26 protein-coding genes are annotated in these 26,771 nt (G+C 33.9%); 5 read left to right on the top strand and 21 right to left on the bottom strand.

Annotation, left to right across the window (positions count from 1 at the left end):
- Positions 1-200: 200 nt before the first annotated feature.
- Positions 201-1,733: an AcpB/EbpR/MafR family transcriptional regulator gene (locus tag BR77_RS16385; protein ID WP_010051829.1), complete on the bottom strand. Its 1,533-nt coding sequence runs from the start codon at positions 1,731-1,733 to the stop codon at positions 201-203.
- Positions 1,734-2,321: 588 nt separating this feature from the next.
- Here BR77_RS16385 and BR77_RS16380 point away from each other — a divergent pair.
- A complete protein-coding gene (locus BR77_RS16380; protein WP_010051827.1) occupies positions 2,322-3,341 on the top strand; it encodes a lysylphosphatidylglycerol synthase transmembrane domain-containing protein in 1,020 nt (339 codons plus the stop codon).
- A gap of 46 nt (positions 3,342-3,387) precedes the next feature.
- Here the strand turns inward: BR77_RS16380 and fabI are convergent, their stop codons facing one another.
- The 4 genes from fabI to BR77_RS16360 form a co-directional block, all read right to left on the bottom strand.
- Positions 3,388-4,146 carry an enoyl-ACP reductase FabI gene (gene fabI, locus BR77_RS16375; RefSeq protein WP_010054727.1) on the bottom strand — a complete coding sequence of 253 codons (759 nt, stop codon included), beginning with the start codon at positions 4,144-4,146 and terminating at the stop codon, positions 3,388-3,390.
- A gap of 225 nt (positions 4,147-4,371) precedes the next feature.
- Positions 4,372-4,671 (bottom strand): hypothetical protein, encoded by a 300-nt coding sequence (locus BR77_RS19210; protein WP_010054726.1) that lies wholly within the window; start codon positions 4,669-4,671, stop codon positions 4,372-4,374.
- 665 nt (positions 4,672-5,336) lie between these two features.
- The gene (locus BR77_RS16365; RefSeq protein ID WP_016356548.1) at positions 5,337-5,516 is read right to left on the bottom strand and encodes a hypothetical protein; all 180 of its coding nucleotides are present in this window, start codon (positions 5,514-5,516) and stop codon (positions 5,337-5,339) included.
- 381 nt (positions 5,517-5,897) lie between these two features.
- Positions 5,898-6,239 (bottom strand): ArsR/SmtB family transcription factor, encoded by a 342-nt coding sequence (locus BR77_RS16360; RefSeq protein ID WP_010054725.1) that lies wholly within the window; start codon positions 6,237-6,239, stop codon positions 5,898-5,900.
- A 199-nt stretch (positions 6,240-6,438) separates the two neighbouring features.
- On the opposite strand from BR77_RS16360, the gene BR77_RS16355 reads away from it, so the two are divergent.
- The gene (locus tag BR77_RS16355; protein ID WP_010054722.1) at positions 6,439-6,801 is read left to right on the top strand and encodes an iron chaperone; all 363 of its coding nucleotides are present in this window, start codon (positions 6,439-6,441) and stop codon (positions 6,799-6,801) included.
- A 78-nt stretch (positions 6,802-6,879) separates the two neighbouring features.
- Here the strand turns inward: BR77_RS16355 and BR77_RS16350 are convergent, their stop codons facing one another.
- Entirely contained in the window at positions 6,880-7,302 is a 423-nt protein-coding gene (locus BR77_RS16350; protein ID WP_015077007.1) for a putative immunity protein, read from the bottom strand.
- Between the two features lie 211 nt (positions 7,303-7,513).
- Here BR77_RS16350 and BR77_RS16345 point away from each other — a divergent pair, with 211 nt between their 5' ends.
- Positions 7,514-8,953, top strand: coding sequence for a glycoside hydrolase family 1 protein (locus BR77_RS16345; RefSeq protein WP_035065798.1), 1,440 nt, complete (start codon positions 7,514-7,516; stop codon positions 8,951-8,953).
- A gap of 72 nt (positions 8,954-9,025) precedes the next feature.
- The gene (locus BR77_RS16340) at positions 9,026-9,838 is read left to right on the top strand and encodes an AAC(3) family N-acetyltransferase (protein WP_015077009.1); all 813 of its coding nucleotides are present in this window, start codon (positions 9,026-9,028) and stop codon (positions 9,836-9,838) included.
- Positions 9,839-9,865: 27 nt separating this feature from the next.
- Here BR77_RS16340 and BR77_RS16335 read toward each other — a convergent pair whose 3' ends face one another.
- On the bottom strand, positions 9,866-11,092 hold the full coding sequence (locus BR77_RS16335) for a helix-turn-helix domain-containing protein (RefSeq protein WP_035065794.1): 1,227 nt from the start codon (positions 11,090-11,092) through the stop codon (positions 9,866-9,868).
- A gap of 91 nt (positions 11,093-11,183) precedes the next feature.
- Positions 11,184-11,747: a helix-turn-helix domain-containing protein gene (locus BR77_RS16330; RefSeq protein WP_015077011.1), complete on the bottom strand. Its 564-nt coding sequence runs from the start codon at positions 11,745-11,747 to the stop codon at positions 11,184-11,186.
- A 128-nt stretch (positions 11,748-11,875) separates the two neighbouring features.
- On the opposite strand from BR77_RS16330, the gene BR77_RS16325 reads away from it, so the two are divergent.
- Positions 11,876-12,811, top strand: coding sequence for a DMT family transporter (locus BR77_RS16325; protein ID WP_015077012.1), 936 nt, complete (start codon positions 11,876-11,878; stop codon positions 12,809-12,811).
- A 322-nt stretch (positions 12,812-13,133) separates the two neighbouring features.
- Here BR77_RS16325 and BR77_RS19205 read toward each other — a convergent pair whose 3' ends face one another.
- The 13 genes from BR77_RS19205 to BR77_RS16265 form a co-directional block, all read right to left on the bottom strand.
- Positions 13,134-13,289 carry a hypothetical protein gene (locus BR77_RS19205; RefSeq protein ID WP_010054707.1) on the bottom strand — a complete coding sequence of 52 codons (156 nt, stop codon included), beginning with the start codon at positions 13,287-13,289 and terminating at the stop codon, positions 13,134-13,136.
- Positions 13,290-13,432: 143 nt separating this feature from the next.
- A complete protein-coding gene (lacD, locus tag BR77_RS16320) occupies positions 13,433-14,425 on the bottom strand; it encodes a tagatose-bisphosphate aldolase (RefSeq protein ID WP_015077013.1) in 993 nt (330 codons plus the stop codon).
- A 24-nt stretch (positions 14,426-14,449) separates the two neighbouring features.
- Positions 14,450-15,385, bottom strand: a complete 936-nt coding sequence (lacC, locus tag BR77_RS16315) for a tagatose-6-phosphate kinase (protein ID WP_010054704.1) — start codon at positions 15,383-15,385, stop codon at positions 14,450-14,452.
- Complete coding sequence (nagA, locus tag BR77_RS16310; RefSeq protein ID WP_015077015.1) at positions 15,386-16,555, bottom strand: N-acetylglucosamine-6-phosphate deacetylase; 1,170 nt, start codon at positions 16,553-16,555, stop codon at positions 15,386-15,388.
- Positions 16,556-16,588: 33 nt separating this feature from the next.
- Complete coding sequence (locus BR77_RS16305; protein ID WP_035065791.1) at positions 16,589-17,437, bottom strand: PTS system mannose/fructose/sorbose family transporter subunit IID; 849 nt, start codon at positions 17,435-17,437, stop codon at positions 16,589-16,591.
- A complete protein-coding gene (gene agaW / locus BR77_RS16300) occupies positions 17,427-18,221 on the bottom strand; it encodes a PTS N-acetylgalactosamine transporter subunit IIC (protein WP_010054701.1) in 795 nt (264 codons plus the stop codon). The genes BR77_RS16305 and agaW overlap by 11 nt, the downstream gene beginning before the upstream one ends.
- A 269-nt stretch (positions 18,222-18,490) precedes the next feature.
- Positions 18,491-18,985, bottom strand: a complete 495-nt coding sequence (gene agaV, locus BR77_RS16295; RefSeq protein WP_015077018.1) for a PTS N-acetylgalactosamine transporter subunit IIB — start codon at positions 18,983-18,985, stop codon at positions 18,491-18,493.
- Between the two features lie 26 nt (positions 18,986-19,011).
- Positions 19,012-20,184, bottom strand: a complete 1,173-nt coding sequence (locus BR77_RS16290; RefSeq protein WP_015077019.1) for an AgaS family sugar isomerase — start codon at positions 20,182-20,184, stop codon at positions 19,012-19,014.
- Between the two features lie 22 nt (positions 20,185-20,206).
- The gene (gene agaF, locus BR77_RS16285) at positions 20,207-20,632 is read right to left on the bottom strand and encodes a PTS galactosamine/N-acetylgalactosamine transporter subunit IIA (protein WP_015077020.1); all 426 of its coding nucleotides are present in this window, start codon (positions 20,630-20,632) and stop codon (positions 20,207-20,209) included.
- Positions 20,633-20,824: 192 nt separating this feature from the next.
- Positions 20,825-21,553 (bottom strand): GntR family transcriptional regulator, encoded by a 729-nt coding sequence (locus BR77_RS16280; RefSeq protein ID WP_016356550.1) that lies wholly within the window; start codon positions 21,551-21,553, stop codon positions 20,825-20,827.
- A 114-nt stretch (positions 21,554-21,667) separates the two neighbouring features.
- On the bottom strand, positions 21,668-22,777 hold the full coding sequence (locus BR77_RS16275; RefSeq protein WP_231857810.1) for a glycerate kinase: 1,110 nt from the start codon (positions 22,775-22,777) through the stop codon (positions 21,668-21,670).
- 185 nt (positions 22,778-22,962) lie between these two features.
- Positions 22,963-24,495 (bottom strand): flavocytochrome c, encoded by a 1,533-nt coding sequence (locus BR77_RS16270; protein ID WP_015077024.1) that lies wholly within the window; start codon positions 24,493-24,495, stop codon positions 22,963-22,965.
- 162 nt (positions 24,496-24,657) lie between these two features.
- A complete protein-coding gene (locus BR77_RS16265) occupies positions 24,658-26,601 on the bottom strand; it encodes a heavy metal translocating P-type ATPase (RefSeq protein WP_015077025.1) in 1,944 nt (647 codons plus the stop codon).
- Positions 26,602-26,771: the final 170 nt, after the last annotated feature.

Genomic DNA, 26,771 nt, shown 5'->3' with positions numbered 1-26,771 from the left:
CTGGTTAAAGAAAGCTCACAAACCCTATTCTAGACTATAGACACTCATTTTTTTTTTTTTTAAATTCATATTTTTCATAAAATAACTAAAACAGTTAAAATTATACTTTTTAATTTTAGATTACTAGTACTCTTTTATTTAATTCCTAAAAGGCGTATTCAAATAAAATGAAATGAAATCTTAAATAAAAAAACCAACCATTAAATGGCTGGAAAATGAGTATACTTTACTAGTTTCTTATGCATCTTATCAAATGATATTTTTTTGATGACCTTGTTTACTTCAGCTAAATCATTTTCATCAGGCTCTTCGCCCCAAATAATCATAGGCGTATTTAATTGGCTGATTCCTGCATAAAGGCGATCAGAAACAATTAAATCAACATTGTTGTAATCCTCAGAAAATTCTAGATGTTCCTCATTTGATCGATTGATTAAGTTTTGTAAATACGCTAATTTTTTGTTCCCGTAGACTGAAATCAAGTGAACTTTAATGCTATTTTTTTGACTATCAATGTTAATGAATTTACGTGCAATCATTTTATATCTAGGTAACAAACGTTCTTTATTTATAAAAATTTTCTTGTATTTTTTATTTTCAATTAGTTTTTGGTAGAAAAAATCCATTAGTGAGTCATAAAAATCATTGGTTTCATCTTTTATATGACTAACTTCTAAATAGTCATTAAAAAAAACCGAAATATTTCCTTTAAAAAAGGCTATCTCCGCATGTAAATGAATCAAATTAGCATAAATTGCTCCGTATTCAGCAGCAGATAAAGATACCTCAAAAAAATCACTGCAAACTTTTAACCAATGATTGGTTGCTCCAAAAATTTCACCATTACGATTTTGTGAAAAAATTAACGTTTCACTAATCTGAGGATCATCCATTTCAAAATAATCATTCGAATACATAACAACATATAAAAATTGAATTTCGTTTAGTAAATCTGATTCACTTATAGTAGGAAATAACTGCTTAAACTCTTCTAATAAAGCATTTTTAAAATAAGTAAATGCACTATTGTCATCAATAATTGAATTGTATAACCCCACCTGCTCAATAGTATGCCCGAGGTTAATTCGAGTCGTTATAACGCCTAACCAAAATGCAATTGATTCTTGCTCTGAAATATATAAAGTAGTTGTTTTTCGTAATCCTTCAATTCGTTTTATTATTTCACAAAACTGGTTCTTATCAATTTTTTGAAAAGGCCACTCCATACCCCAATGTGTACTCCAATAGAAATGATAAAAGAAGTAACGAATCTGTTTTTCTTCTCCTTCAAAAGAAGCCATATTATTCGCTTTAAATTCAATTGAATAGTGTTCTAATAATGGTTTAATTTCATTTAATCTGCCATACAATGTACTGTAACTAATATAATTCGCACTAGAAAAAGTAGCAATATCAATAAATTCTTCATTAAAAATTGCATCACATGCTTTGAATATAAAGGACTCCTTTAAATAATACAGATTGATTGTTTCCAAAGAAAAACTGGCTTTTTTTTTGAGAGATAATGTTCGATCATTATTCGTGACTAGGGTAATACTATTTTGCCAAGGTGCTAACTCAATCTTTAATGATTGAACCATTTTAGTAATTGTTTTACTATTATGACCTAATTTTTGTTCTAATTCTTTAATTGAAAACCCACGCTTTTCAGAATCAAGCAAAGACAACAAATACATCTTTCTTAAAGAAATTCTTTCTAAAAATACATTCAAATGGTATCAACCCTTCCTTTCTATAGTAAACCATTAGCAGTTAAGTTATGCTCTTAACTCCATTTATTTATTCCAGGCCTACAAATAGTATACCTAATACCAATCTCATTTCTTTTTAAATATTTTCTGTTTTTTGAACAAAAAATTAAAAGGATTATTTCAATAGAAAATATTTTCTAAAAAAAATAAATAACATTAAAATATTACGAAAAATGTATTTCTACTTTATTTTGAAACTATCGTTAGACATTACAATAACAACTATTTTCAAATTTCTTAATTTTATAAAAAAGAAATAGTTTATTTTAGCTTTAATTAGGTTATTAAGCAATCATATGAGATAACTTTTAAAAAAAATGGTAAAAATAACAGCTTCAAAAAATTTAAAAAAAGGGACTATGCTAAGAATTTTTTGAAAATGAATACTTTTCATCCATTCAGAGCTATAAACTAAACTTTAATAATTAGAAACAATACTAAACTAACAACAAAAAAAATGGTATACTTATAAGGCTCAAGCTATACTCTTGTATAGCCAAAGTTTCTTAGTTTTTTATTCGGCTAAGAGCCTGCTGAAGGAGATGTTGTATGAGTAAAAAAAATAGATATTTTTTAGGTATTGTTTTAGCTATTGGTGTAGGTATCTTTATTTGGGAATTTCGCAAGTTATCTTTTACCGAAGTTTGGAGAGAGCTTCAACAGCTAAATTGGGGTTGGATTTTAGTTGCTTTTCTCTCAATGTTAGTATATTGGGGATTCAAAGCGAAAATAATACAAAGTTTACTGCGTAGACGTTATAAAAGTTATAAATTTAGCAATGCCTATCGTGTATCCTTAATTGAAGATTTTTTCAACGCAATTACACCATTTTCTACTGGTGGACAACCAGCACAATTAGTAGCATTAAATAAAACTGGTGTCGATATTGGTGTTGGAAGCTCTGTATTATTGATGAAATTTGTAGTTTATCAAGGTATGATTGTTGTTGTTTTTGGTATTTGTGTTCTATTTGGCTATCAAGCATTAAGTAGTCAAATTAGTCAGCTAGCTGGGTTAATTATATTTGGCTTATTAATTCATATAGTCGTAATAATTGTTCTGCTATTGATTACATTTAAAGCAAACTGGCTAAAATCAATTATTCATTGGATTTTAAAAGGCCTAAAAAGATTTAAAGATCAAGAAACAATTGCCCGTTGGGAAGAAGGATTAGTTGAAAAAATAGATGCTTTTTATGAAGAAAGTGTTTATATTCGTAATGAGAAAAAACTTCTACTTGAAATCAGTCTACTAACTCTAATTCAATTATTTTTCTATTTTATTGTCCCTTACTTTATATTACTCAGTTTAGGTGTCAGTCATATTAGTATTCTAACAATTATTAGTTTACATGCCTTTATTGTTCTGATTGTCTCTATGTTTCCAATTCCTGGGGGTGCCGGGGGTGCTGAGTATAGTTTTACTTTACTTTTTGGTGGTTTCATTGCAAATCAGGAAAAACTAGTGATTGCTCTGATCTTATGGCGTATTTTCACTTATTATCTAGGTATTTTCTTAGGTGCATTTGCTTTGAAATTTAAAAAAAGTGAACCTTTAGAAAAAGATTAAAAAAAGCGATTTGGTTAAATTAACCAAATCGCTTTTTTTTGACTTTTTAAGTCATGTGAGTTCCTTTATCTACATAAATAATTTCTCCAACAATTCCTCGAGACATATCACTCATTAGGAATGCTGCTGTATTTCCAACTTCTTCAGTTGTAACTTGCTTACCTGAAGGTGTTCTGGCTGCTTGCTCATCTAACAAAGCGTTGAAGCCTTTAATACCTGAAGCTGCTAGTGTTTTAATTGCTCCTGATGAAATAGCATTCACACGGATGTCTTGTTTTGCTAAATCTAAAGCCAAGTAACGGACAGCTGCTTCTAATGAAGCTTTTGCCAAGCCCATAATATTATAATTGGCGATTGCGCGCTCAGAACCAATATAAGTCATTGTAATAATGCTTCCACCTGGATTCATGATTTTACTTGCGTAACGAGAAACTAATAATAAAGAATAAGAGCTAATATCGTGAGCAATTGCAAAACCTTCTCTAGTAGAATCAAAAACATTTCCACCAAGTTCTTCTTTACGAGCAAATGCAATTGAATGGACCAAACCATCTATCGTACCATATGTTTTATGAATTTGATTGAAAGCCTCTTCAACTTGTTCATCAGTAGCTACATCACATTCAACGAGGTTTGCTTCTGTTCCCACTAGTTTCTCAAGCTGTTTTTTCACACGATCATTTTGGTACGTATAAATAACAGTCGCTCCACAATCATTCATTGCTTTAGCACAACCCCAAGCGATACTCGCTTTATTTACAACACCCATAATGACAATTTTTTTATCTTTTAACAATGTATTCAAAACTATTCACATCCTTTTTATTTATAGCCATTATAACACATAAATTTAACTTCTTGCTAAAAAAAATGATTACTTTGTGAATTTATCATTGTAGATAAACGTTGTATACAAAGAAACACAACACCCTTTCTATTATTTTTTCACTATCTATCCCTAACTATTTCTCATTTTATTTTCAGGTTATACTAAAAAACTACTTAAGCTTTTGCTTAAGTAGTTTGTGATTTATTTTAAAGAGTTTTGCAATAGATTGGATAGTTCACTATATTGTTTTAATTTTTGATAATTTTTTTCTGGTAGCTTTACCTTTGTTCTGCGAAAATTTATTTTAACTAGCCTTAGCTCCTCATAACGCTTCTTATAAATAAAATCTTCAATCACTTCAATATGATCCAATACCTCTTCACTATAATCCTTTTGAGGATGTTGACTCTTGTAACGCATCCAATAAAAATCAATTAACTTTACCCTGTTTTTTAATTCTTCAAACTGACGATACTCCAATGTTCTGTAATCTTTTTGCATTTTCTTCCCCCTATATATAAAAAGTTCGTTGAGTTGGTTAGCTCCGGCAAGAAAATAGGAAAAATTGATAGGACGCTTTTTGTCCTCTCGAATTTTTATCTTTTTCTCGAGGAGGTAGCTCATAAGAACTAGCCTATAAAAAGTTCGTTGAGCCGGTTTAACTCCATCAAAAGCTCGTTGAGTTCGCTCAGGCTCGACTGAAGAATAGGGAAATTTGATGTGACGTTTTTTGTCACCTCGAAATTTCATCTTTCTTCCGAGAGGCTAACTCATAGAAGCTGGCCTTGGCAAGAAAATAGGAAAAATTGATAGGACGCTTTTGTCCTCTCGAATTTTTATTTTTTTCTCGAGGAGGTGGCTCATAAGAACTAAGCTAAATAGAAAAATTTAAAAATAGTTAAAATAGTTGCTTTTATTAACAATTAAATCGAACCTAAACATAGATAAATAAATACTCCTCTTCGACTAAATTAATCTTTAAATAGTTCATTTAATAGCCCAAAACATTTAACTAAAAACGTTATTTTTTAAACTAAAAAACTTTTTATAAATTCTTCACAAGTAAGTATAACACAAAAAACTAACTAAAAACATGGTTTTAAATATTTAACAAAATAAAAAAAGGAAAACAAAATCTTCTCACTCGTTTTCCCTTCGTTATTTAATTAAGCATTTTTCGTTTTTTTACTAATACCCTGAATCAACAAAATAACCAAAGCTAATGGTAATAAAAACTTAAATCCTACAATTAAAGCCAAGCCCAAAAACTTAATAGCAATCCCCAATACTACAAAAAAACCAATTATAGATAAAATTGTCATTACAACCGAACGTGTCTCTCCCATCTCAATCTCTCCTCGTATAATTATCTGATAAAGCTAGTTTACCATTCAAGGATACCAACGTCATGGGTCTTTAGCCCTAAGGATATTTCGGACTATCTGCTGAATTTAAGCTACCTTTTAGATAGTTTTTCATTAATAAATGTTGGTACACTACCCCTTATACTCAGCAAACTTTCCCTGAGAAGATTAGATTAAAAAACTCAGCTCTCTAATTTAGTCATATCCGTATTATTTTTACGAACTAGTTTTAATCTAAATAGTATGAAATACAAATAAATCCATATTACATAGTATCTTTTATGAGAAAATCAGCCTAAAAAAAAACACCACTAAGACTAAAAAGTCCTCGTGGTGTTTTTTTATAATTATACTAAAAACCTATTATTCTTGGATATGTTCCAATGTTTTTAAGAAAATATCTTTAACGTGATCATCGGATAGAGAATAAAAAATGTTTTTTCCTTCTCTTTTCGATTTAACTACATTAGCTGTTTTTAAAGTTTTTAATTGATGAGATACAGCCGATTGTGACATATTTAAAGCCACTGCTAAATCATTGACACACATCTCATTTTCCTCTAAAATCCAAATAATTTTAATCCGAGTTCCATCTCCTAAAACTTTGATAAAATCAGATAATTTTGCAACGATATCTGCTTCTGGTAACTTATTCATAACACGCTGAACAATTTCAGGTTGAACGATCTTATTGCTTTCTTCCATGCTTGATCTCCCCTGTCTTTTAATAATTGATTTAGTTTAACAAGCTAAAAAGCTCTTCCTATTTATTATAAAGGAATTCTACCTTAGGTCAATAACTATCCCATAAATTTATCTGACTAGAACAGCTAATAAAGAGCAAATAAATGTATTTTATAGTATACTGTTCTTAAGTTATTTAATCTGAAAAGGTGGTTTTCAAATGAATCCAAGTCAAGATAAAATCGAATCAATCGATGCCTATATTTCACAATTTCCGCTAGACATTCAATTAATCTTAAAAAAACTTAGAAAAGTCATAAAAGAAGCTGCTCCAGAAAGTAGTGAAAAAATCAGTTATCAAATGCCTACCTTTGTCTTAAATGGCAACTTAGTTCATTTTGCTGCTCAGAAAAAACATATTGGCTTTTATCCTACACCAAGTGCGATTATAGCCTTTGAGGAAGCTTTAAAAGACTATAAAACGTCAAAAGGCGCCATTCAATTTCCTTTTGATAAACCCATCCCCTATGAGCTTGTTCGTGAAATCGTTCTTTTTCGTGTTGCTGAAAATAAATTAAAATAGATAGTATAAGGGCAATTCCTATAATCAGATGGAATTGCCTTTATATTTAGGTGAAATAAATTAATTAGATTAAGCAATCTAAACGATCTCCTCTTGTAGTAATTCAACTAAGCGCTGATAATCCCAGATTCTTTCGGTTGGATTCGCTTTAGCAGCGTAATCTGAAGCATAGACTGCGTGAGTTGCTACATGAACAGTTGCAGCCGTGTGACCTGCTGATCTTGCCGCATAACAACAATTATCCTCTACTGCATCTCGCGCAGCTGCATGTGCTGCAAAAGCTGCTGCTCTAGCTTCACTTACCGTACATTTACCTTTAATCCAATTTCGATTTGCTCGAATAGCCTCGCTAGGCCGACTATCCTCTTGATAATTCTCATTAAAAATAGGCAAAACTCTCTCTGCACATTCTGCTGCCCAAATAGCTAATAATTGATGATCTGCATTTTTTGCAAGCTTGTGAATTTCTTGCTTGATAGCACGATCGTTTTTTGGCTCCATTTGCTCTCCCCCATAACTATTCAAAGATCAACTCACTATCAGTATACCAATACGAAGTCGTTTCATCCATACTGGGGGATTTCCCATCAAAGAATAGCATGATTTTATTATAAAAATATCTCTTGAAAAGGTGGGATTTCTGACCTAAAACAGGTATAATGAACTTGTGTAATTAAATAATAAAACGCTGATACAAGAGAGGAGCAAGAAAATGACGAAAAAAAGTATTTTTAGAGATGACTTTCTACGGGGTGGTGCAACCGCTGCCAACCAATTTGAAGGCGCTTATTTAGAAGATGGTAAAGGTTTAACCATTGCCGATGTTTCGCCAGGTGGAAAAGAACGTAGAGCTTTACTAGCTTCTGAAGATTATCCCTTAGAAATCGATGAAACTAAATACAGCTACCCGAATCACTTAGGAATTGATTTTTATCATCGCTACAAAGAAGATATTGCTCTATTTGCTGAAATGGGTTTTAAAACTTTTCGCATGTCAATTTCTTGGGCACGTATTTTCCCAAATGGCGACGACGCGACGCCAAATGAAGCGGGTTTAGCTTATTATGAAAACGTAATTGATGAGTGTCTCAAATACAATATTGAGCCAACCATTACTATTTCACATTATGAAACACCTTTAAACTTAGTAAAAGCTTATGGCGGTTGGAAAAACCGTGAACTGATTACTTTATTTGAAAAATATGCACGAACTATCTTAGAACGTTTCCACAGCAAAGTAAAATATTGGATGACATTTAACGAAATTAATACTGGTGTAATGGGCTCTTTCTTTACTTTAGCCATGCGCAATGAATCCTTACAAAATAATTTCCAAGCTTTGCATAATCAATTTGTGGCTAGCGCTAAAGCTGTAAAAATTGCTCACGAACTCAATCCTGATCTTCAAGTTGGCTGTATGAGCATTTATGCAACTATGTATAGCATTGATTCAAACCCAGATACTGTGATGTCAACCGTTGAAAAAAATCGCATGTTTAACTATTTCTGTAATGATGTTCAAGTTCGTGGCGCCTATCCAAGTTATGCGCTAAAATTCTTCGAACAAAACAATATCACGCTAGATATCGCAGAAGGTGATTTAGAAGTGATTAAAAATCATACCGTAGATTATCTTTCATTTAGTTACTATATGTCTGCTACAAACTCTATCGAACCACAAGATGCTACTACCGAAGGAAATTTCTTTGGTGGAGTCAAAAATCCATTCTTAGAAGCTAGTGAATGGGGCTGGGAAATTGATCCAGTCGGTTTGCGGATTGCATTATGTGACTTATACGGTCGCTATGGAGTTCCACTTTATATTTCTGAAAATGGCTTAGGAGCTGTCGATCAACCAGATGCAGATTTTTATGTTGCTGACGACTATCGAATTGCTTATTTACAAAAACATATCTCAGAAATGGAAAAAGCTGTTGAACTTGATGGAGTTGATTTATTTGCTTACACACCATGGGGCTGTATTGATTTAGTTAGTGCTTCTACTGGTGAAATGGCAAAACGTTACGGTTTTATTTATGTCGATTTAGATGATAATGGTCAAGGAACTTTAAACCGTTACAAGAAAAAATCTTTTGACTGGTACAAACAAGTCATTGCTTCAAATGGCATGGATTTAAGTTCAAATAACTAGTAAGAATGATGCGCTAAAAGCCTGATTTTCCGCTTTTAGCGCATTTTAATTTGATAAAAGAAAGGAAAGAAAATGACTGAATTAGATACTATCCAAAAACTAGCACACCCGATAACAAAAGATTCCTTAGTTACTGATTTCAAGAACTTAGGTATAAAAAAAGGAGATATTCTAACTGTTCATTCCTCTCTAAGTTCAATAGGCTGGATTTCAGGTGGAGCTATTGCTGTAATTTTAGCTCTATTTGAGGTTCTTGGTGAAAATGGCACCTTGATTATGCCCGCTCATTCTGGCGATTTATCTGACCCTTCAGGATGGGGCAATCCACCAGTACCAGAAAGTTGGTGGCAAACGATTCGTGATACTATGCCTGGTTATCATCCCAAATATACACCAACACGGAGTATGGGAGCTATTGCTGAAGCATTTCGTTCTTTTCCTGAGGTTTCTCGTAGTAGCCATCCACAAGTTTCTTTTAGCGGATGGGGACAACATGCGGCGGATATATTAGCGAATCACTCTTTAAACTATGGATTAGGTGAGTGCTCTCCTTTAGGGAAAATTTATCAATTTTCTGATGCAAAAATCTTACTTCTAGGCGTAAATTATGAAAATAATACTTCGTTTCATTTAGCTGAATATCGTCAATCAGATGTAAAACCGATTAAATATGGTGCTCCTATTCTTGAAAATGACAAAACAATTTGGACCGAATATACTGATATTGAATTATTTACTGACAATTTTCTAACAATTGGTACAGATTTTGAAGCAGAAAACAAGTGCATTAACGGAACGGTCGGCAATAGCAAAGTAAAATTATTCAATCAAAAAAAAGCCGTTGATTTTGCTGAATCATGGCTAAAAAATCATTCTCAAAAATAATAAAAAACAGCTTATCTTAGCTGTTTTTTACTTTAAGATTTCATAGGATTTTTTATACTTTTGTTGCTTAGCAAAATAACTACTAGCCTGTTTTTTAACCTTTTGAATAAAACTATCATCATTAGATAGATGAATTACTTTCAGTAATTGGGTAATTTGTTCAACATATGCTTTCTCATTGCCAGCATGTATAGCACACAAAGCCGAACCAAATTGGATAAAGTAATCCATTTCTTGTGGCCTTGCTTCTAGCACATTCAAAGTCGCCAACAACAATTCAGCTTTTTCTAGCTCACCTTTTTCTGAAAATAAAACAAATAACTCAGCTATTGGTAAATATTCATTCTTTAAAATAGGACGATTTGATTGAAGTTTTGCAATTAAACTAAAATAAAATGCATCTAAATAGGTTTCTTTTTCAGACTCAGCTTCCATTTCTGGGTAGTCCTCTAAACTAATTAAAGCCGCTTCTAGACTTGTTACCGCATGGTCATAAAACTGAATAAAATAATAAACAAAACCTTTAAAATAGAGTAATTGAATCTTATTACCTTGCTGATTAAGTGGAAGTTTTTTAGTTTTATCTAATGCAGAATCAATTAATTTTAAAGCACTCTCATATTGACTTAAACAAATATAATTCAACGCAATATAACCTTCGACCATTACATTCATCTTTGCATCTGAATGTTCTAAAGCTAAGTATTTTTGATAGCTATTTATTGACTCTAAATAGCTGGTTGCTAAATTTAAGCGCAAGCCTTCATAGAAATAATAGTACCGTTGTAACTCAATAGGTAAAAAACTCTTATCAATCAATTTGGCAAAAGAATGAATAAACAACTCACGAATTTCTTGGGCTTCGTTAAATTGCCAAGACTTTAGTTGATAAATACAGACTAATAAGTAATAACTTATTTCAGCTATGGGGCTTTCCATTTGAATAGAATAGTTATGCTCTATCTCATCTAATTTTTGCTTAGCTTCTAGCATTTGATTGCGCACCAAACAATTAAAAAGATCAATAAAAAGTGTTTCCAAGTCTGAATTTCCAACCTCTTCAAAAACTAGCTGTTGATGAGAAACATTTAAACGATCCGCTAAAAATAATAATGTCTCAAGGCTAGGAATCTTCTTACACGTTTCAATATTGGATAAATAAGAAATCGAAATAATCCCAGTTGCCAATTTTTTAGTTGATAGCTTTTTTTGCTTGCGTAAATTAGCAATCCGCACACCTAAAAGCTGAGTCATACTTTCACCTCTTTTATTCTGGATAATGTAACAGTATTATTATATCATATTCGTTATCCAAAGATAAAAGACTAATTTTTCATTTCAGCAATCAATAATCTGAAGTCATCGTCAAATGTAATTCAACAGGTTGATCTGAATTATTTTGATAAACATGTGGGAGATTAGCTGCAAAGCGTATCGTATCAGATTTTTTTAATAAATATGTGGTTCCCCCGACGATTAAAGTTAATTCACCTTCTAACACCGTAATCACTTCTTTCGAGCCATTTGGATGCGATTCTGGTGTATACATGCTTGTTGGAGCTAACCTTGCTCTAAATGTCTCACTTTTATTTAAGTTAGTCACTAATGGAGCAAGTGCCCACTGATTATCATCTGAAAAAATAGTGAAATTTTCATCTCCTCGTAAAAGAACAACCTCTTCACTTTCTAAAAGTTCCATCAATGTCACACCAAGTCCATTGGCAATTTTCCATAAGACCCCAATGGTTGGATTCGTTTTTCCTTGTTCTATTTTATTAATCGTTAATTTACTCACACCTGTTTGATCTGCCAAACCCTCTAAGCTAAGTTTATTGGCTTTTCTTAAACGCTTAAGATTCCCCGCTAAAGATAGAACCATTTGGTCATTTTCATTTAATTGGTTTGTCATCAAAACACCTCTTTAAATATATTATACTATACTTTTCAGATTAAATCACATATTATAATTGACTTATTTCATTTTATAAAGTAAGATGACAAAGTTGAAAAATTTTTTTATGAAAAGAGGAACTATTTATGCGTGCAATTTTAGTTGGAATCTTAGCTTCGTTCTTTTTTTCTGCTACTTTTATCATTAATCGTGTGATGAGTACAGGAGGAACTAGTTGGGCTTGGACAGCTTCATTACGCTTTTTATTTGCAATTCCGTTTCTACTACTACTGGTTATTGGTCGTAAAGGTCTAAAAGAACTACTAGCTGAAATGCAAAAGAACATTGGAACTTGGCTACTTTGGGGTACCTGTGGTGGCGTTGGTTTTTATTCCCTATTGAGTTTTGCTTCAGCATATAGCCCTTCTTGGTTAACATCTGGAACTTGGCAAATTACGATTTTAGCTGGAGCCTTACTATCACCATTATTTTATGTATCGATTAATACAAACGGCAGTACAAAAAAAATCAGACAAAAAATTCCTTTTAAAAGCTTAGGATTCTCATTAATTATTCTCCTAGGCGTCATTTTAATGCAAGTTAAAGAGGCCAATCAATTAACTTTTTCAGACTTTTTATTTGGATTTATTCCTGTCGTTGTCGCCGCTTTTTTATACCCATTAGGCAATCGTAAAATGATGGAAGTTTGTCAGGGAAAACTTGATACTTTTCAAAGAACATTAGGAATGGCTTTAAGCAGTATTCCTGTAGCATTGCTTTTAGCGCTATTCGGCTACCAACAAACTGGACTTCCAACAGCTCCACAATTTTTACAGATTTTATTACTAGCTATTTTCTCTGGAGTAATCGCAACAATATTATTTTTTGTCGCCACAGATTTGGCTAAAAGCAATATGGCCCTTTTAGCTGCTGTTGAATCCACACAAGCAGGAGCAATGATTTTCACTATATTAGGGGAGGTTATCATTTTAAATGGCCCCTTTCCACAAGGACTATCCTTGATTGGAATGATTTTAGTTATTTTAGGTATGTTGATCACCAGTATCGCAAATAGAAGATAATTTTTAAAAGCAAATAAAGCCAAGGCTTCTACTTTATCGTATGTAGTCTTGGCTTTATTTTTTGAGTCTATAGGAGTTTAAATTAAAAATTTACGCTTTAATTCCTATCTTAGGAATACTAGTTTTATAGTACTTAGATTAAAACCGCTACCCTTCAAAAGCTACCTCTATCATACCTTAAAACAGGAAAATCTATCGGTCTCCCCACTATTTCACGCTATCTACTACCGACAGACAAATTAAAACCACACAAAAAAACCTCTTTGTGACATTACATAGAATGTTCAAAAAGGAGAAATCTTTGACCTATTTAATTTTCAGATTAACCTTTACGCTTCCAACACACATCACAAACGGTTCCTTTGCGTGGATCTGTTACAGGTTCGCCACATTCAACACATCGTTTAGTGCCTCTCGCAATAACTGTGTTTTCTTTTAAATTCTTGGCATCTTTTTTTCTTTGTTTATTTGAACTCATCCCTACAACTCCATTTCATTTCTAATCATAACAAATCATCCTCTCCATTAATAGTAAAATAGCTACATTTTATTAAAACCCTCCTATTTTTATGCAACAAAAAGAGCTGTAAAATAACTTTCACAGCTTCGATTGCTCCATTTTTATTTTATTTTAGTGAACCATGGTTGGGCTGTTTCTTTTAGAACTGTCATTAGTTCCTGACTGTTTTTCTTACCTTCAGTTTTCAACCATTCTCTAGCCGCATCTTCACCCAATTTTGAATAAGGGGCTACACCATTTTTCCAAGTAGCTCGTCCACATAATACGCCATTAAAATTTGATCCTGCCCGCTTTGCAAATACTAATGTTTCTTGAAATAATTCCGCACTAACTCCGGCACTTAAAAAGATAAAAGGTAAATGTGTTGCTGCACTTTGTTCTCTAAAATAAGCAGCAGCCTCTTCCTGTGTATAAACAGGCGCTTCATCTTGCGCTCCATAACCTTCAACAAAACTCATATTAACTGGAACTTCCATCTTCAAAACATCCACACAGTAATTTTCTTTAGAAAACTCTTTCATCATTTCAATGACTTTGTGGGGCTTAATCTTTGCATATTCAGCACTGGTAACATCTGAATTATCAGCATCATATGAGACTAACTCTAAGAAGAAAGGAATATCTTCAGCTAAACATTCAGCTCCAACTCTTTCCATGAAAACATGTTTTAACTGGTTAATTTTCGGGTCCTCATCTACATCATAGTACAATAGAAATTTAATTGCATCGGCGCCATTTTCTTTTAAACGCTTTACAGACCACTCTGGCAATAAATCAGGTAAGCGGCCAACTTCATTTGCATCGTAACCTGTTTTTTCGTAAGCTAATAATAAGCCAGCATCGCTATTTCGCACTTTAGCAGCAGGTAAACCGTATTCTGGATCTAATAAAATGGCTGTAGCATAAGGCGTTAGTTCCTCTGAAACTAACTCTTTAAATTGAATAATCCCTGCATCACCTAATTCTTTTGGGCTATCCTTTTCAATCATTTTCTTTAATGAACCACGTTGATCAATAGCTAAAGCTCCAATGATTCCATTTGAATCTGATAATCGTTCCAAGGCTTCACGCTTGTTTTTAGATAGTATTTTCATTTAAATAAACTCCTTTACATTTGTTTAATAGTTTTCAACTTTTATTTTTTTATAATAATCATCAAAATAAGCTAAATCAATCCAGCCGGTTTTATTTTCTAGTGTATTCAGTATTCCTGCTGTCATTGCTGTTTTCAAGGTATCTTCTACCGATTTATTTTCAGCCAGAGCAACTGCCAATCCAGCAACTGTTGCATCACCTGAACCAACTGGATTGACAACGTCAATTTTGGGTATCTTTACTTGATAAAATTGTTCCTTATATTTTACGAAGGCCCCATCTTTCCCCAATGAAACAACAATCCAATCAATTCCTTGATAGCGCTCCTGTTGTAAAATCGCTTTTAGCTGAGTGTAATCCTTCTCAGAAAATAGCTGGCCTTCTAGTTGGCTCAATTCAGTTAAATTAGGTTTAATCAACAACGGTTTTGCCTGATTTTGCAGCACAGTTTCTAAAGTAGAACCCGAACAATCCATCACAATTGGGACACCTTTTTTATTTGCAATATCTAGCATCTGTTGATAAAAACTAGCAGATAAGCCCTTTGGTAAACTCCCTGAAACCGTAACAAGCTTCACTTTTTCTAATAACTCAGTGAATTTGTTCAAAAAAGCTTCACCTTCTGCCTCCGTTAAGGTAGGGCCTGCTTCCAAAATCTCAGTTTGTTGACCTGCATGTAACAAAGCAATGCAATTTCGCGACTCTTTTTCAGTCTTCGAAAAATCATGGGGAATCTTACTTTTAGTTAACTCTTGTGTAATAAAGTTCCCAAGCGTTCCACCAATTATTCCTGTTGCTAAGACATTTCCTTGCATTAATTTGACCACTCGCGCAACATTTAATCCTTTTCCACCAGCGGTTTTACTTATTTCATCACAACGATTGACGTCATTTAATTGAAAATCACTTAGCTGATAAGAAATATCAACTGAAGGATTCATTGTTACTGCTAAAATCATTTATGCTCTTCCTTTCAAATCATCGCTCTGATAGCGCAATTCCCCCGCTAAATAAGTCGCTTCTAATTCTAATGTTTTTGATAATACAATAAAATCAGCAGGAGCATCAGGCACTATTTCCCCACATTTATCCGCGATACCAACACTTTCAGCAGGAATAGCACTAGCCATTCGAATCGCCTCTAGCGGTGTTGCAATTCCCCAGTCTACAACATTTTTTATGGCATCTTTCAACTGGAGCACACTGCCAGCTAAACTACCATTTTTTAAACGAGCTGCACCTTGCTTAACTTCTACTGGAAATTCTCCTAGCGTATAAGAACCATCAGGCATGCTACCCGCTCGCATACAATCAGTGATTAATACCACTTCTTCTCGACTTCGAACATCCATTAAGATTTTCGCAGCCACCGGATGAACATGTTGTCCATCACAAATTAATTCATTAAATACACCTTTTAGTGTTAGCGCTGCTCCAACCATTCCTGGCTCTCGATGGTTTAACGGGCTCATCCCATTATAGGTGTGCACAAAAATTGACGCCCCGTGGTCAACTGCATTTTTAGCCTCTTCGTAACTGGCATCACTATGCGCTAATGCTACTTTAATCCCTTTACTAGTCGCATATTGAATAAATTCAGCACTACCTTTTCGTTCAGGAGCAAGTGCAATTTTCTTGATTAGCCCACCTGATAATTGTTGCCATTTTTCCAATTTTTCAATTAAAGGATCTGAAAAATAAGCTGTATTTTGGGCACCTTTATGTTTTTCTGTAAAAAAGGGACCTTCCAAGAAAATCCCTTGAATTCTAGCACCAGCAACTTCCCTGTGGTGTTTTCCAATTGTTTCTACGACTTTATCCAATCGCTCTGTTGAATCAGTTAATGTCGTTGGTAAAAATGAAGTCACCCCACAAGCAAGGAGCCCCGTTGAAATAGCCTTAATTCCAGCAAAATCATTATCCATAACATCATGCCTAAGTAAGCCATGAATATGTGTATCCACTAATCCAGGAGCAATCCAACTTGTTGCATAATCAAGTAACTGATATTCCCCTTTAGGCAATTCTTTAGAAAATTCACCAAATTTACTTTCATTTATCTTTAGATAACCCGATCCAGTCATGCCACTGGCTAAAAAGAATCTTTCTGCATAAATTACTTTATCCATTTGTCTCATCCCTTAATTTTCACTAATTAATTCTTAAAATAAACCAATAAAACTACCTAAAACACCAACAATTACAGTAATGCCGATTAATAATAAAGGCGATTTGCCTTTTTTTAACATCCAATAACAAAAGAATGTATAAAGTAAAGGCAATAATTTTGGCATAATTTGATCAATGACACCTTCTTGTAAATTAACTTTGATTTCGCCCGCGTGAATCGTTAAGCCTAAATTAAAATTAATATAGGTTGCAACCAATGCACCAATGACCGTTAACCCAACGATTGATGCAGCTCTCGAAATCTTTTTAGTCCCCTCTTTTAAAGAAGCAATCGCTTTTGTTCCAGTATTATAACCATAGTGCATTAAGAAAAACAGTAAGCCAAAATGAACCACATTAAAAACGACTAAAAATAAAATAGGTCCAACGGGATTTCCATCACTTGATAAAGCCGCCCCAATTCCAGCGGTAATCGGCAATAAAGTGAGCCAGAATAAAGCATCTCCAATTCCACCTAAGGGACCCATCATCGCGACCTTAATCCCACGAATCGTATCACGTTTTTCTTTATTTTCTTCCATCGCTAAAATAATGCCTTGAATAAAGGTAACTAAAAAAGGATGGGTATTAAAAAATTGCATATGATCGAGCAACGAAGAGGATAAATCTTCTTCATTTTTATGAATTTTCTTTAACCCAGGAATCAGACTGTAGGTCCAGCCCCCACCTTGCATCCGCTCATAGTTAAACGAAGCTTGCAACAATAGCGAACGCCAAACCATTTTATTTAAATCTTTTTTGGTAATCACCTTAGTGACAGTTGGGTCTTTGTAGTCATTACTAATTAAATCAACCTTTTCGATGCTTTCATTAGATGCCATTGCTATAGTCCTCCTCTTCATCATTCAATACCTTAATTTTGTGGTTGCCACTTTCTCCATCTGATTTATTGCCGATAAAATAATCATAGGCTGCAAACGAAATCCCGATAATCGCAATAGCTAAAATTGGAAGTTTACCATATGCTGCAGCTACGAAACCGATTGCAAAAAATGGAGCATATGTCCATTTGAACATGATCTTCAGCAGCATAGCAAATCCGACAGCCGGCATGATTCCTCCGGCAACACCTAAACCACCAATGAGCCATGTTGGTAAAAGTTCCACAATTTTTCCAGCTTGATCTGCACCAAAGTAAATGGGTAAAAAAGAAATAATGAAGTAGAAAACAAAGAGAATAAGTGGTCCCATATAGGTTAGGCGATCAATAGACTTCGTGTCTGCCTTAGCTGCATAGTCATCCATTTTATGCATGACTGGAGAATATGCTGTGAACAATAATGTCACACAACCTTGTGCTGCAACTGCAAATGGTACAGCAATTCCAACAGCAACCTTAGGATCTTGTTTCGTTAAAATAGCAAAAGCGGTTCCAATTATTCCACCAATAACAACATTTGGCGGTTGAGCACCAGCAAGGGGAACCATACCAGCCCAAACCAATTCCAGTGTAGCACCAGCCATTAAACCTGTTTTAAAATCACCTAGAATAAGTCCAACAACCGCTCCAGTTACTAAAGGTCTATGAATATGTGTCAATCCATTAAATAAATCAATTCCAGCAATTCCTGCCCAAATACCAATTAACAATGCCTGTGTTAGCATTTTTTTTCCTCCTCGGATAAAAAGTTTGTTGAGCCGTTTAGCTCTGACAAAAAGATAGAAGAATACGCACAAAGTATCTTTTTACTTTGGGGGAATTTTTTCTTCTTTTCGAAGAGTTGGCTCATAAGAACTGGCCTAAATAAAAAGTTTGTTGAGCCGGTTAGGCCTGGAAGAAAAATAGGGAAATTTGATGTGGCGCTTCTTGCCACCTCGAAATTTCATCTTTTTTCCGAAGGACTGGCTCATAAGAACTAGCCTCAATAAAAAATTTAAAATGTCGCTTCTTTCAGTAAATTCATTAAATCTTGACCTCTCTCACTAGGGATCCCTTTAACTTCCATTTTGACACCTAACTGATTTAATTTTCTAAATGTTTCTACATCATTTTTATCAACTGAAACCGTCGAAGACAATTGTTGTTTCCCTTCTGAAAAATGTAGATTTCCAATATTTAAGAACTCAATCGGAACCCCGCCTTCAACTAAAGTCAATGCATCTTCTGGTGTTTTAACTACAAGTAAAATTTTTTGATGCGGCGCAGCTTTACCAATAATTCGAATTGTTTTTTCTAGGGTAAAGAAACGAATCTGGACCGTTTCTGGTAAAACCATATCCATTAAATTTTGCTGAACTGAATCTGTTGCTACTTCATCATTTGCTACTACAACTAAATTTGCACCTAACGTGTTGGTCCATGTCATCCCGACTTGCCCATGAACAAGTCGATTATCAATTCTAGTTAATAAAATATTTGGTTTAGTCATTTTTTCTCCTCCTTAACTTTATATAGTTAATCTACTTGGTAAGGATAAATCTCTACACCTTTGACCACACGATTAACGGTTCCAGTTGGTGAAGGTGTATCTGGTTGATTGCCAACTTTAATTGCAGATAGAACAGCAATTGTTTGAGCAAAAATAATATAGGGCAAGACTAGATAAGCATCTGGTATATCCTTGCCATTTCCTAAAAAAGTAAAATTATTCCCACCAAAATTGGTTTCTCCAGCAACAGACAAACCACTAACATAACAAGCAATTTGATCTTGCTTTAATTCATTTAAAATATCGAGATCATATTGTCTTGTATAAGGGTCATTTGAGGTGAAAACAAAAACTAGTGTTTGCTCATTAACAAACGATTTTGGACCATGGCGAAATCCCAATGATGAATCAAATACCGTAGCAATCTGGCCAGCTGTCAATTCAAGAATCTTCAATTGCGCTTCACGAGTCATACCTGCTAAGCTTCCTGACCCTAAATAAATGACCCGATTAAAATCTAAATCAATTATTTTTTGAATTTCAGTGGAACGTTGTAAGACATCTTCTCCCATGACTTTAAGCTGTTCAATCCATTTAGCTTTTTGGGAAAGTGAAGTTAAATCGAAAACCAGTAAAGCTGTTAAAGTCATACATGAGTAGCTACCTGTCATAGCAAAGCCTTTATCATTCGCTTTTTTAGGCATCAATAAAAGTAAATTTTTTGCATCTCCTTCTGCCTGATTGGCTAATTTCCCATCAAAAGCACATGTAATCGTTACTTGATAAAAATCTTTTACTAGCTGTTTCCCTAATGATACTGCGGCAAGACTTTCTGGACTATTGCCACTTCTAGCAAAGGAAACTAATAATGTTGGTATTTCATTAGCAAAAAAAGCCTCTGGGTTAGACACTAAATCTGTTGTTGGAATACTCATTAAATCCCATTTTTTTCCATTTAACTGCCCTTTTAAATAAGGCAAGACAGTATCTCCTACATAAGCTGATGTTCCTGCTCCAGTAAAAATAATACGCATTTTTTTAAACTGATTACTTAAATCAGTTAGAAAACGATTGATTTCATTCTCTTTACTTCGATAATTTTCAAAAGCTTCTTGCCATAGTTCAGGTTGTTGCTTAATTTCATTGGCTGTAATCACAGCACCTAATTGTGTTAGTTCCTCAGTTGTCAGTTCATACATTTGGCTCAGCTCCTTTTCATCATTAAATGCCAAAACTATCTTCTCTTATCGGTTCAGTTTCTTTAATTTTAAATGTTTTCAATCCTTCAGCTCCAGATTTTAATGCCTGAGAGACAAATTCTGTTAAACTGAGGTCTCGCTTAAAAGAACTTTCAAGCAATAATGGCAAATTTGTTCCAGACACAATTTTAACGCTTTCATTTTCAGTTGATAATAAAACAGCTTGATTAAAAGGGGTTCCACCGGGTATATCTGTAAAAATCACAACACCATTACCGTTTTCTGTTTTAGCAATTTGAACTAAAAGCTGTTCTTTTAACTCTTCGGAACTCATTCCAGCACTAAAATCAACGGTTGCAAAATCCTCTTGTTCACCAGCAATTAGTTTAATGGCGGAATACATGCCAGACGCAAAATTACCATGCCCACATAAGATCATTCCAATCATTCCATTCGCTCCTTTCTAGTCATTTATTTAACAATAAAAACAACTGGTTACTACTGGTAACTACCAGTTAACTAAAATATACTGTTCTTAGATTAAAAAGTCAAGTAAAATTTATAAATAATCACTTATAAGCTCAAAAATAAAAAGTTTGCTTACTCCTACTAGGCTAGAAGTAAACAAACTTTTTATTTTTCATTGTTGAATATGACGAACTTTGTATACAAATTGATCGCTGCGAGCCGTACTTAACGTAAATTCAATCACAATATTAGCTTTATTGTAACTTGTTCTTTTTAGCCTTAAACACGCTCCATCATCTTCACTTTCTAATAAGAGTGCCTCTTTATCCGTTAATAAACTAGCCGAAAATTCTTCATCTGCGACCTTAACCAATTCATTGTAATCTTCTTTAAAAATCTCATACAAGGGTTTCTTAGCAATTCGACTTTCTTCTAATCCTTGAAACTCTTTGACTGGAATATAACTCGTTTCAACCATCATTGGAATACCATCAGCTAACCGTAAACGTTTCAATCGATAGACTTCCGTTCCTAAATCAATGCCCATTTTATCGCTGATATACTGATTGCTTAATACAATTTTAAAAAAAAGGACTTTTGTTTGAGGCGCTTTTCCACTTTCGCGCATTTGGTCAGTGAAGCTATAGTTATCCATTAAATTTTGCTTTCCTTGACTTAACGCCGCTACAAAGGTTCCCTTGCCATGACGTTTATAAATATAGCCCATATTTTCTAATTCAGATAAAGCTAATCTTACTGTCGTACGGCTAACATCATATTTTTGGCAAATTTCTCTTTCGGACATCATTTTTTCATTCGTTTTTAGCTTTGTATTAATTTCATTGACTAAAATATCGACCAATTGATCGTATAGTGGTACTGAACTATTTTTATTTATCATGACTATCGCTCCTATAGTTTAATCGTGTAGCTCCTAAAACTGGTAACTACCACTTTTAGTTAATATAAACTTTCTAATGGAACAAGTCAAGAGATAGATAAAAATGACACTAGATTAATTAAATAAATGCAACAACTTAACTGTCTGTTTCACACTTTTTTCTAGATTTTCAGAAGCATTCTTTAACGCATTTTCTAAAGTAGAAACAGATTGAACAATTGGAATAATTTCAGAAATACCGGCTTGATAAGCTTCAGTCATATCCCCCTTAATCGATCCAACAAAGGCAATCACAGGGATATTGTTTTTTTTTGCTAATTTAGCAATTGCTACCGGAACTTTGCCATATAAACTTTGTTGATCAATCTGGCCTTCGCCAGTAATCACCAAATCAGCTATCTTAATTTTAGCTGCTAACTCATTTTCAGCAGCGATTAAAGTAAAGCCTGGGATTACTTTAGCGTTCAGAAAGTGACGTAGTGCAAAGCCCATACCACCTGCCGCACCATCCCCTAAACTAGAGATAGAATTACCTGTGGCTATTTTAAGAAAATTGGCCATTGCTTGATCATAACTTGCTAATTCAGAAGACCTTAATCCTTTTTGTTCCCCAAAAATAGCAACCGCACCTTCAGAACCAGTTAGGGGATTGCTGACATCTGAAGCCACAGTAATCTCAATCGTTTTCAAACGTTGGTCCATTTTATTCCTATCAATTCGTTTAATTTTTGCTAAATCATTACCTATACCTGCTAATTCTAGCCCATTTTCATCAAAAAATTCGACACCCAAAGCTTTTAAAATTCCAATCCCACCATCAATAGTTCCACTTCCACCTAAACCAATCACAATTGATTTTGCCCCTTTATCCATTGCTGACAAAATCAACTGACCTGTTCCAAAACTACTTGTTTGACTAGGATGATTGTGTTTTCTATTTTGGATAAGTCCAAGTCCAGAACTAGCAGCAACTTCAATAACAGCTTCCTTTTTTCCCGGATACCAGCCATAAAAACTTTTGCAGATTTCACCCAGAGGGTCTAGCGTTTCCACTTCAATCCATTCGCCCTCTTGATTGGTTAAATAGGCTTCAACGGTCCCTTCACCGCCATCTGCAATTGCTACTTGCTCAACTTCATAACCAGCTGCTTTAAATACAGTTGCCACAATCTGATTTGCTTCACTACTTGTTAAAGAACCTTTCATTGAATCAATCGCAATCACTACTTTCAATTAAGCTTCCACCCTTCAACTTGATTCACTTGCTCCTCTAAGTGTACTAAAGTTCTAGAACTTTATCTATTAAGACATTCTGAAACAAGTAACGAGGAAAAATAAATTTCAACCTATCAAAAAATCTAGCCAATAAAGGACTATCAATCCTTTTTGACTAGATTTTTGTTTGATATTTATTTCAGCGAATGAACAAACTCAGCAGATTTAATACCTGCTTGACGTCCGAAAATAATAATTTCAGCGACTGAATTACCGCCAATTCGATTCTCTCCGTGCAATCCACCAGTTAATTCACCAGCTGCATAAAGACCTTTAATCGATGTACCTTCTTTGGTTAGTACCTCTGTTTCAGGATTTACTTTAATGCCTCCCATTGTATAATGAATACCTGGAGCAATTTTAATTGCGTAATAAGGACCTTTTGATAAATCATGTTCCATCCCCGTTGTGCGATTAAAAGCAGTATCTGATTTAGCAGCTACATCTTCATTCCACTTACCCACAGTCGCTTCTAATGCTGTATCCGGTACGTTAATTTCTTTTGCTAACTCAGCTAATGTTTGACCTTCAACAACAAAGCCTAATTTTTCATATTGTTCAATAGCTTTCGCTCTTTCTTTGACTCCTGAATCAAAAATTAAATAAGCAAATTTATCTGGTGTTTGATTAACTGCACTTGAAACAGCGTCACGCGTGTCTAGTTCATTAACAAAACGTTCGCCAGTTGAAGAAACTAAAATTGCGCCTTCACCACGAACAACCTCACCAATTAAATAAGATTTTTCTTGTTGAACTGTTGGGTGAATTTGAATTTCTTTCATATCAACTGTATATCCACCAAGTTTTTCTATCATTTTAATGCCATCACCTGTACTACCAATCTGATTGGTTGTCACATAGTCTTTAAGTTCTGGATTGGTTTCAGAAATCATTTCCATATTTGCACCAAATCCACCAGTTGTCACTACAACCGCATCTGCCTTGATTGTTTTATCTTCCTTATGATCAAATTGTACTTTCACACCATTTACTTGATCATCTTTCTCCGTAATTTCTTTCACATCTGCATTTACAAAGACTGGAATATCTTTTTCTTGAACATTTTTTATTAAACCATTAACCAAATATTGTCCAACAGCTGAACCATCTTCTGGTCGATGTGTCCGTTTTTCTTTCATCCCACCAGTAATCGTAAGATTGTTTAAACGAATACCCATAGAGTCTAACCAATCAATGGCATCCGCTGAATGATCTACGAAAAAGCGCAACATTTCTGGGTCATTCGTTCCATGACCACCTGCTAAAGTCTCTTCATAAAATAAGTCATTACTATCAGAAATACCTTCTTCTTTTTGAAATTTAGTCTCAGATGCATTCATTCCAGAAGAAGATTTTAGTGTATTTCCACCAACGACAGCCATTTTTTCAAAAATAACTGGATTCAAACCTTTTTCTTTTGCTTCAAGTGCTGCTGACATTCCAGCACCACCAGAACCAACGATCACGATATCATAAGAATCTTTTAATTCTGCTAATGGTGTATAACTACTACCTTCTGATGCACCTGTTGTGACTTCAGAAGATTCATTTTTACTTGACTCTTTTTTTGCATTTTCTTCTTTAGCATTTTCTTTTGTGCCACAACCAACAATAATCAATGCCAATGCCATCATTAAAAATAAAACTTTCAACCCTTTTTTTCTCATAACTACCTCCATTTATTTATGCTCTTCATTTCGTTCAACAAACTATCTCCATATCTTTGTTAAACAATGAGCAATACACTGTAATAATAACAGAAACGCGTATTGTCTGCAATAAAAAAATAGAACTTAAGAATTGCTTCTTAAGTTCTATTTTTGAATATCTTATTTTGAAGGTAATAACAAACGTAAACCATTCAAGATAACAATTAAAGTACTTCCTTCATGAGCAATGACTCCGATTGTGATATCCATTTTCCCTAGAACATTCAATGTAACAAGGATAGCCACAATCAACATTGAGAAAATAATATTTTGCCAAACAACCCGATCAAGACGTTTAGAAACTTTATGTGCATAACTAAACTTAGTTAAATCATTTTGCATTAAGACCGCATCTGCCACATCAATGGCAATATCAGTTCCATCTCCCATAGCCACACCTATATCTGCTGTTACAAGGGCAGGAGCATCATTAACTCCATCACCTAGCATTGCCACTGTACCATAACGAGCTTGTTGATCTTTAATTACTTGAGCTTTATTTTCTGGTAAGACATTACCAATGACCTCATCAATTCCTAATTGGCGACCAACTGCTTGGCCTGTCACTTCTGAATCTCCAGTAATCATCATTGTATGAATATTTTGTGATTTCAAATAACTAATCACTTCAATTGCATTTGCATTGGGAACATCCATCATCGCAATCAAGCCTATAACTTGATTATCTTTAGCAAAATAAACGACCGTTTTGCCATCTTTGGAGTATTGTTCATTATGATTTTCAATTTTTGAACTAACATTTTTGAAAACAGTTGGTTTTCCAATTTGGTAAACAGCACCATTATACTGAGCCACAAGACCTTTACCAATTTCATTTTCAACTTCAAGCTCTATGCTTTCTTTTGCCTCGAATTTTCCTAAAATTGCATTAGCTAAAGGATGATTAGCTGTTTTTTCCATTGCAACAATTAAATCAATATAGTTTTGTTCAGTCGTAGCTTCATCGATTTCATCAAAATAAAAATCAGTTACAGAAGGTTTCCCTTTAGTTAATGTTCCTGTTTTATCAAATGCTACAGCCTTAATTCCTGCTAAGTTAGCCAGATAAGATCCACCTTTGAATAATACTCCACGTTTAGCTAAGTTAGAAATACCAGATAATGTTGCTGGTACAGCACTTGCTGCCAAAGCACAAGGAGATGCAGATATTAAGAATACCATTCCTCTATAAAAACTTTCATTCCAAGTCCAATTAAAAATACTTGGTCCTAAAAGAATAAAAATTGGGACAATAATTAAAACGGCAATGACATAGTAAGGTTCAATTTTTTGAATTTTAGTTGCTGTTTTAGATAGATTTGATTGGGATTGATTGACCAATTGTAAAATTTTAGCAAACAATGTATCACTGCTATCTTTGGTCACCTCCATTGTAAAAGTACCATTTCCATTAATTGTACTACCAAAAACTTCATCACCGACTGTCTTTTCTCTAGGAATACTTTCTCCATTAATAGACGATTCATCAATTGATGTCACGCCTGATAAAATCACACCATCAGTCGCAATTTGATCTCCATTTAAAACTTGTAATTTATCTCCAATTTTTAGAACCGAAACATCAACAACTTTAACGCTACCGTCTGCTTCAATTAAACGGGCTTCAGTCGGATTCATTTTAAGCAAATTAGTTATTTCTCTTTTACTACGTCCTTCTGCATATTCTTCCATAAAATGAGCAGCTGCAAAAATAATAATTAAAAGTGCACCTTCTTCATAATTGCCAATAATAGTAGCTCCAATTGCTGCTACTGTCATTAATATATGCACATTAGGTGAAAATTTTCTTTTTCTTTTTGTGGCTTCAATTGTATCTGTAATACCTTCTAGCATAATATGGTAGCCCGATAATAGCATGGCACTAATAAAAAGAATAGTTTGTAGCAAACTACTATCGGTTAAAAATAATGCAACTATAAAAGCTGTTAATCCAGCAAAAAATAAAATGACTGCTGATTTACTATCTCCATGACTATGATTATGTCCTCCACCATTTTCATGCTCGTGTTCATGATTGTGTACCTTTTCTTTGCTCGCTTCCATATTCTCTCATCCTCTCGTTCGTGCTCATTTTTTATTTAATATAGTAAAGTTAGAATTTTAGTGGAACAAACAATCGGGCTTTCTTCGATTGTATATATGAGTGCTTGTTCATCTGATAAACCTATTATACATGAACGAACACTCATGTGTCAACACTATTCTTTTATTTT

This window comes from Carnobacterium maltaromaticum DSM 20342, from assembly GCF_000744945.1.
Classification (GTDB): Bacteria; Bacillota; Bacilli; order Lactobacillales; family Carnobacteriaceae; genus Carnobacterium; species Carnobacterium maltaromaticum.
The sequence above is the reverse complement of the archived record's forward strand: the minus strand, read 5'-3'. Positions and strand labels throughout refer to the sequence as shown.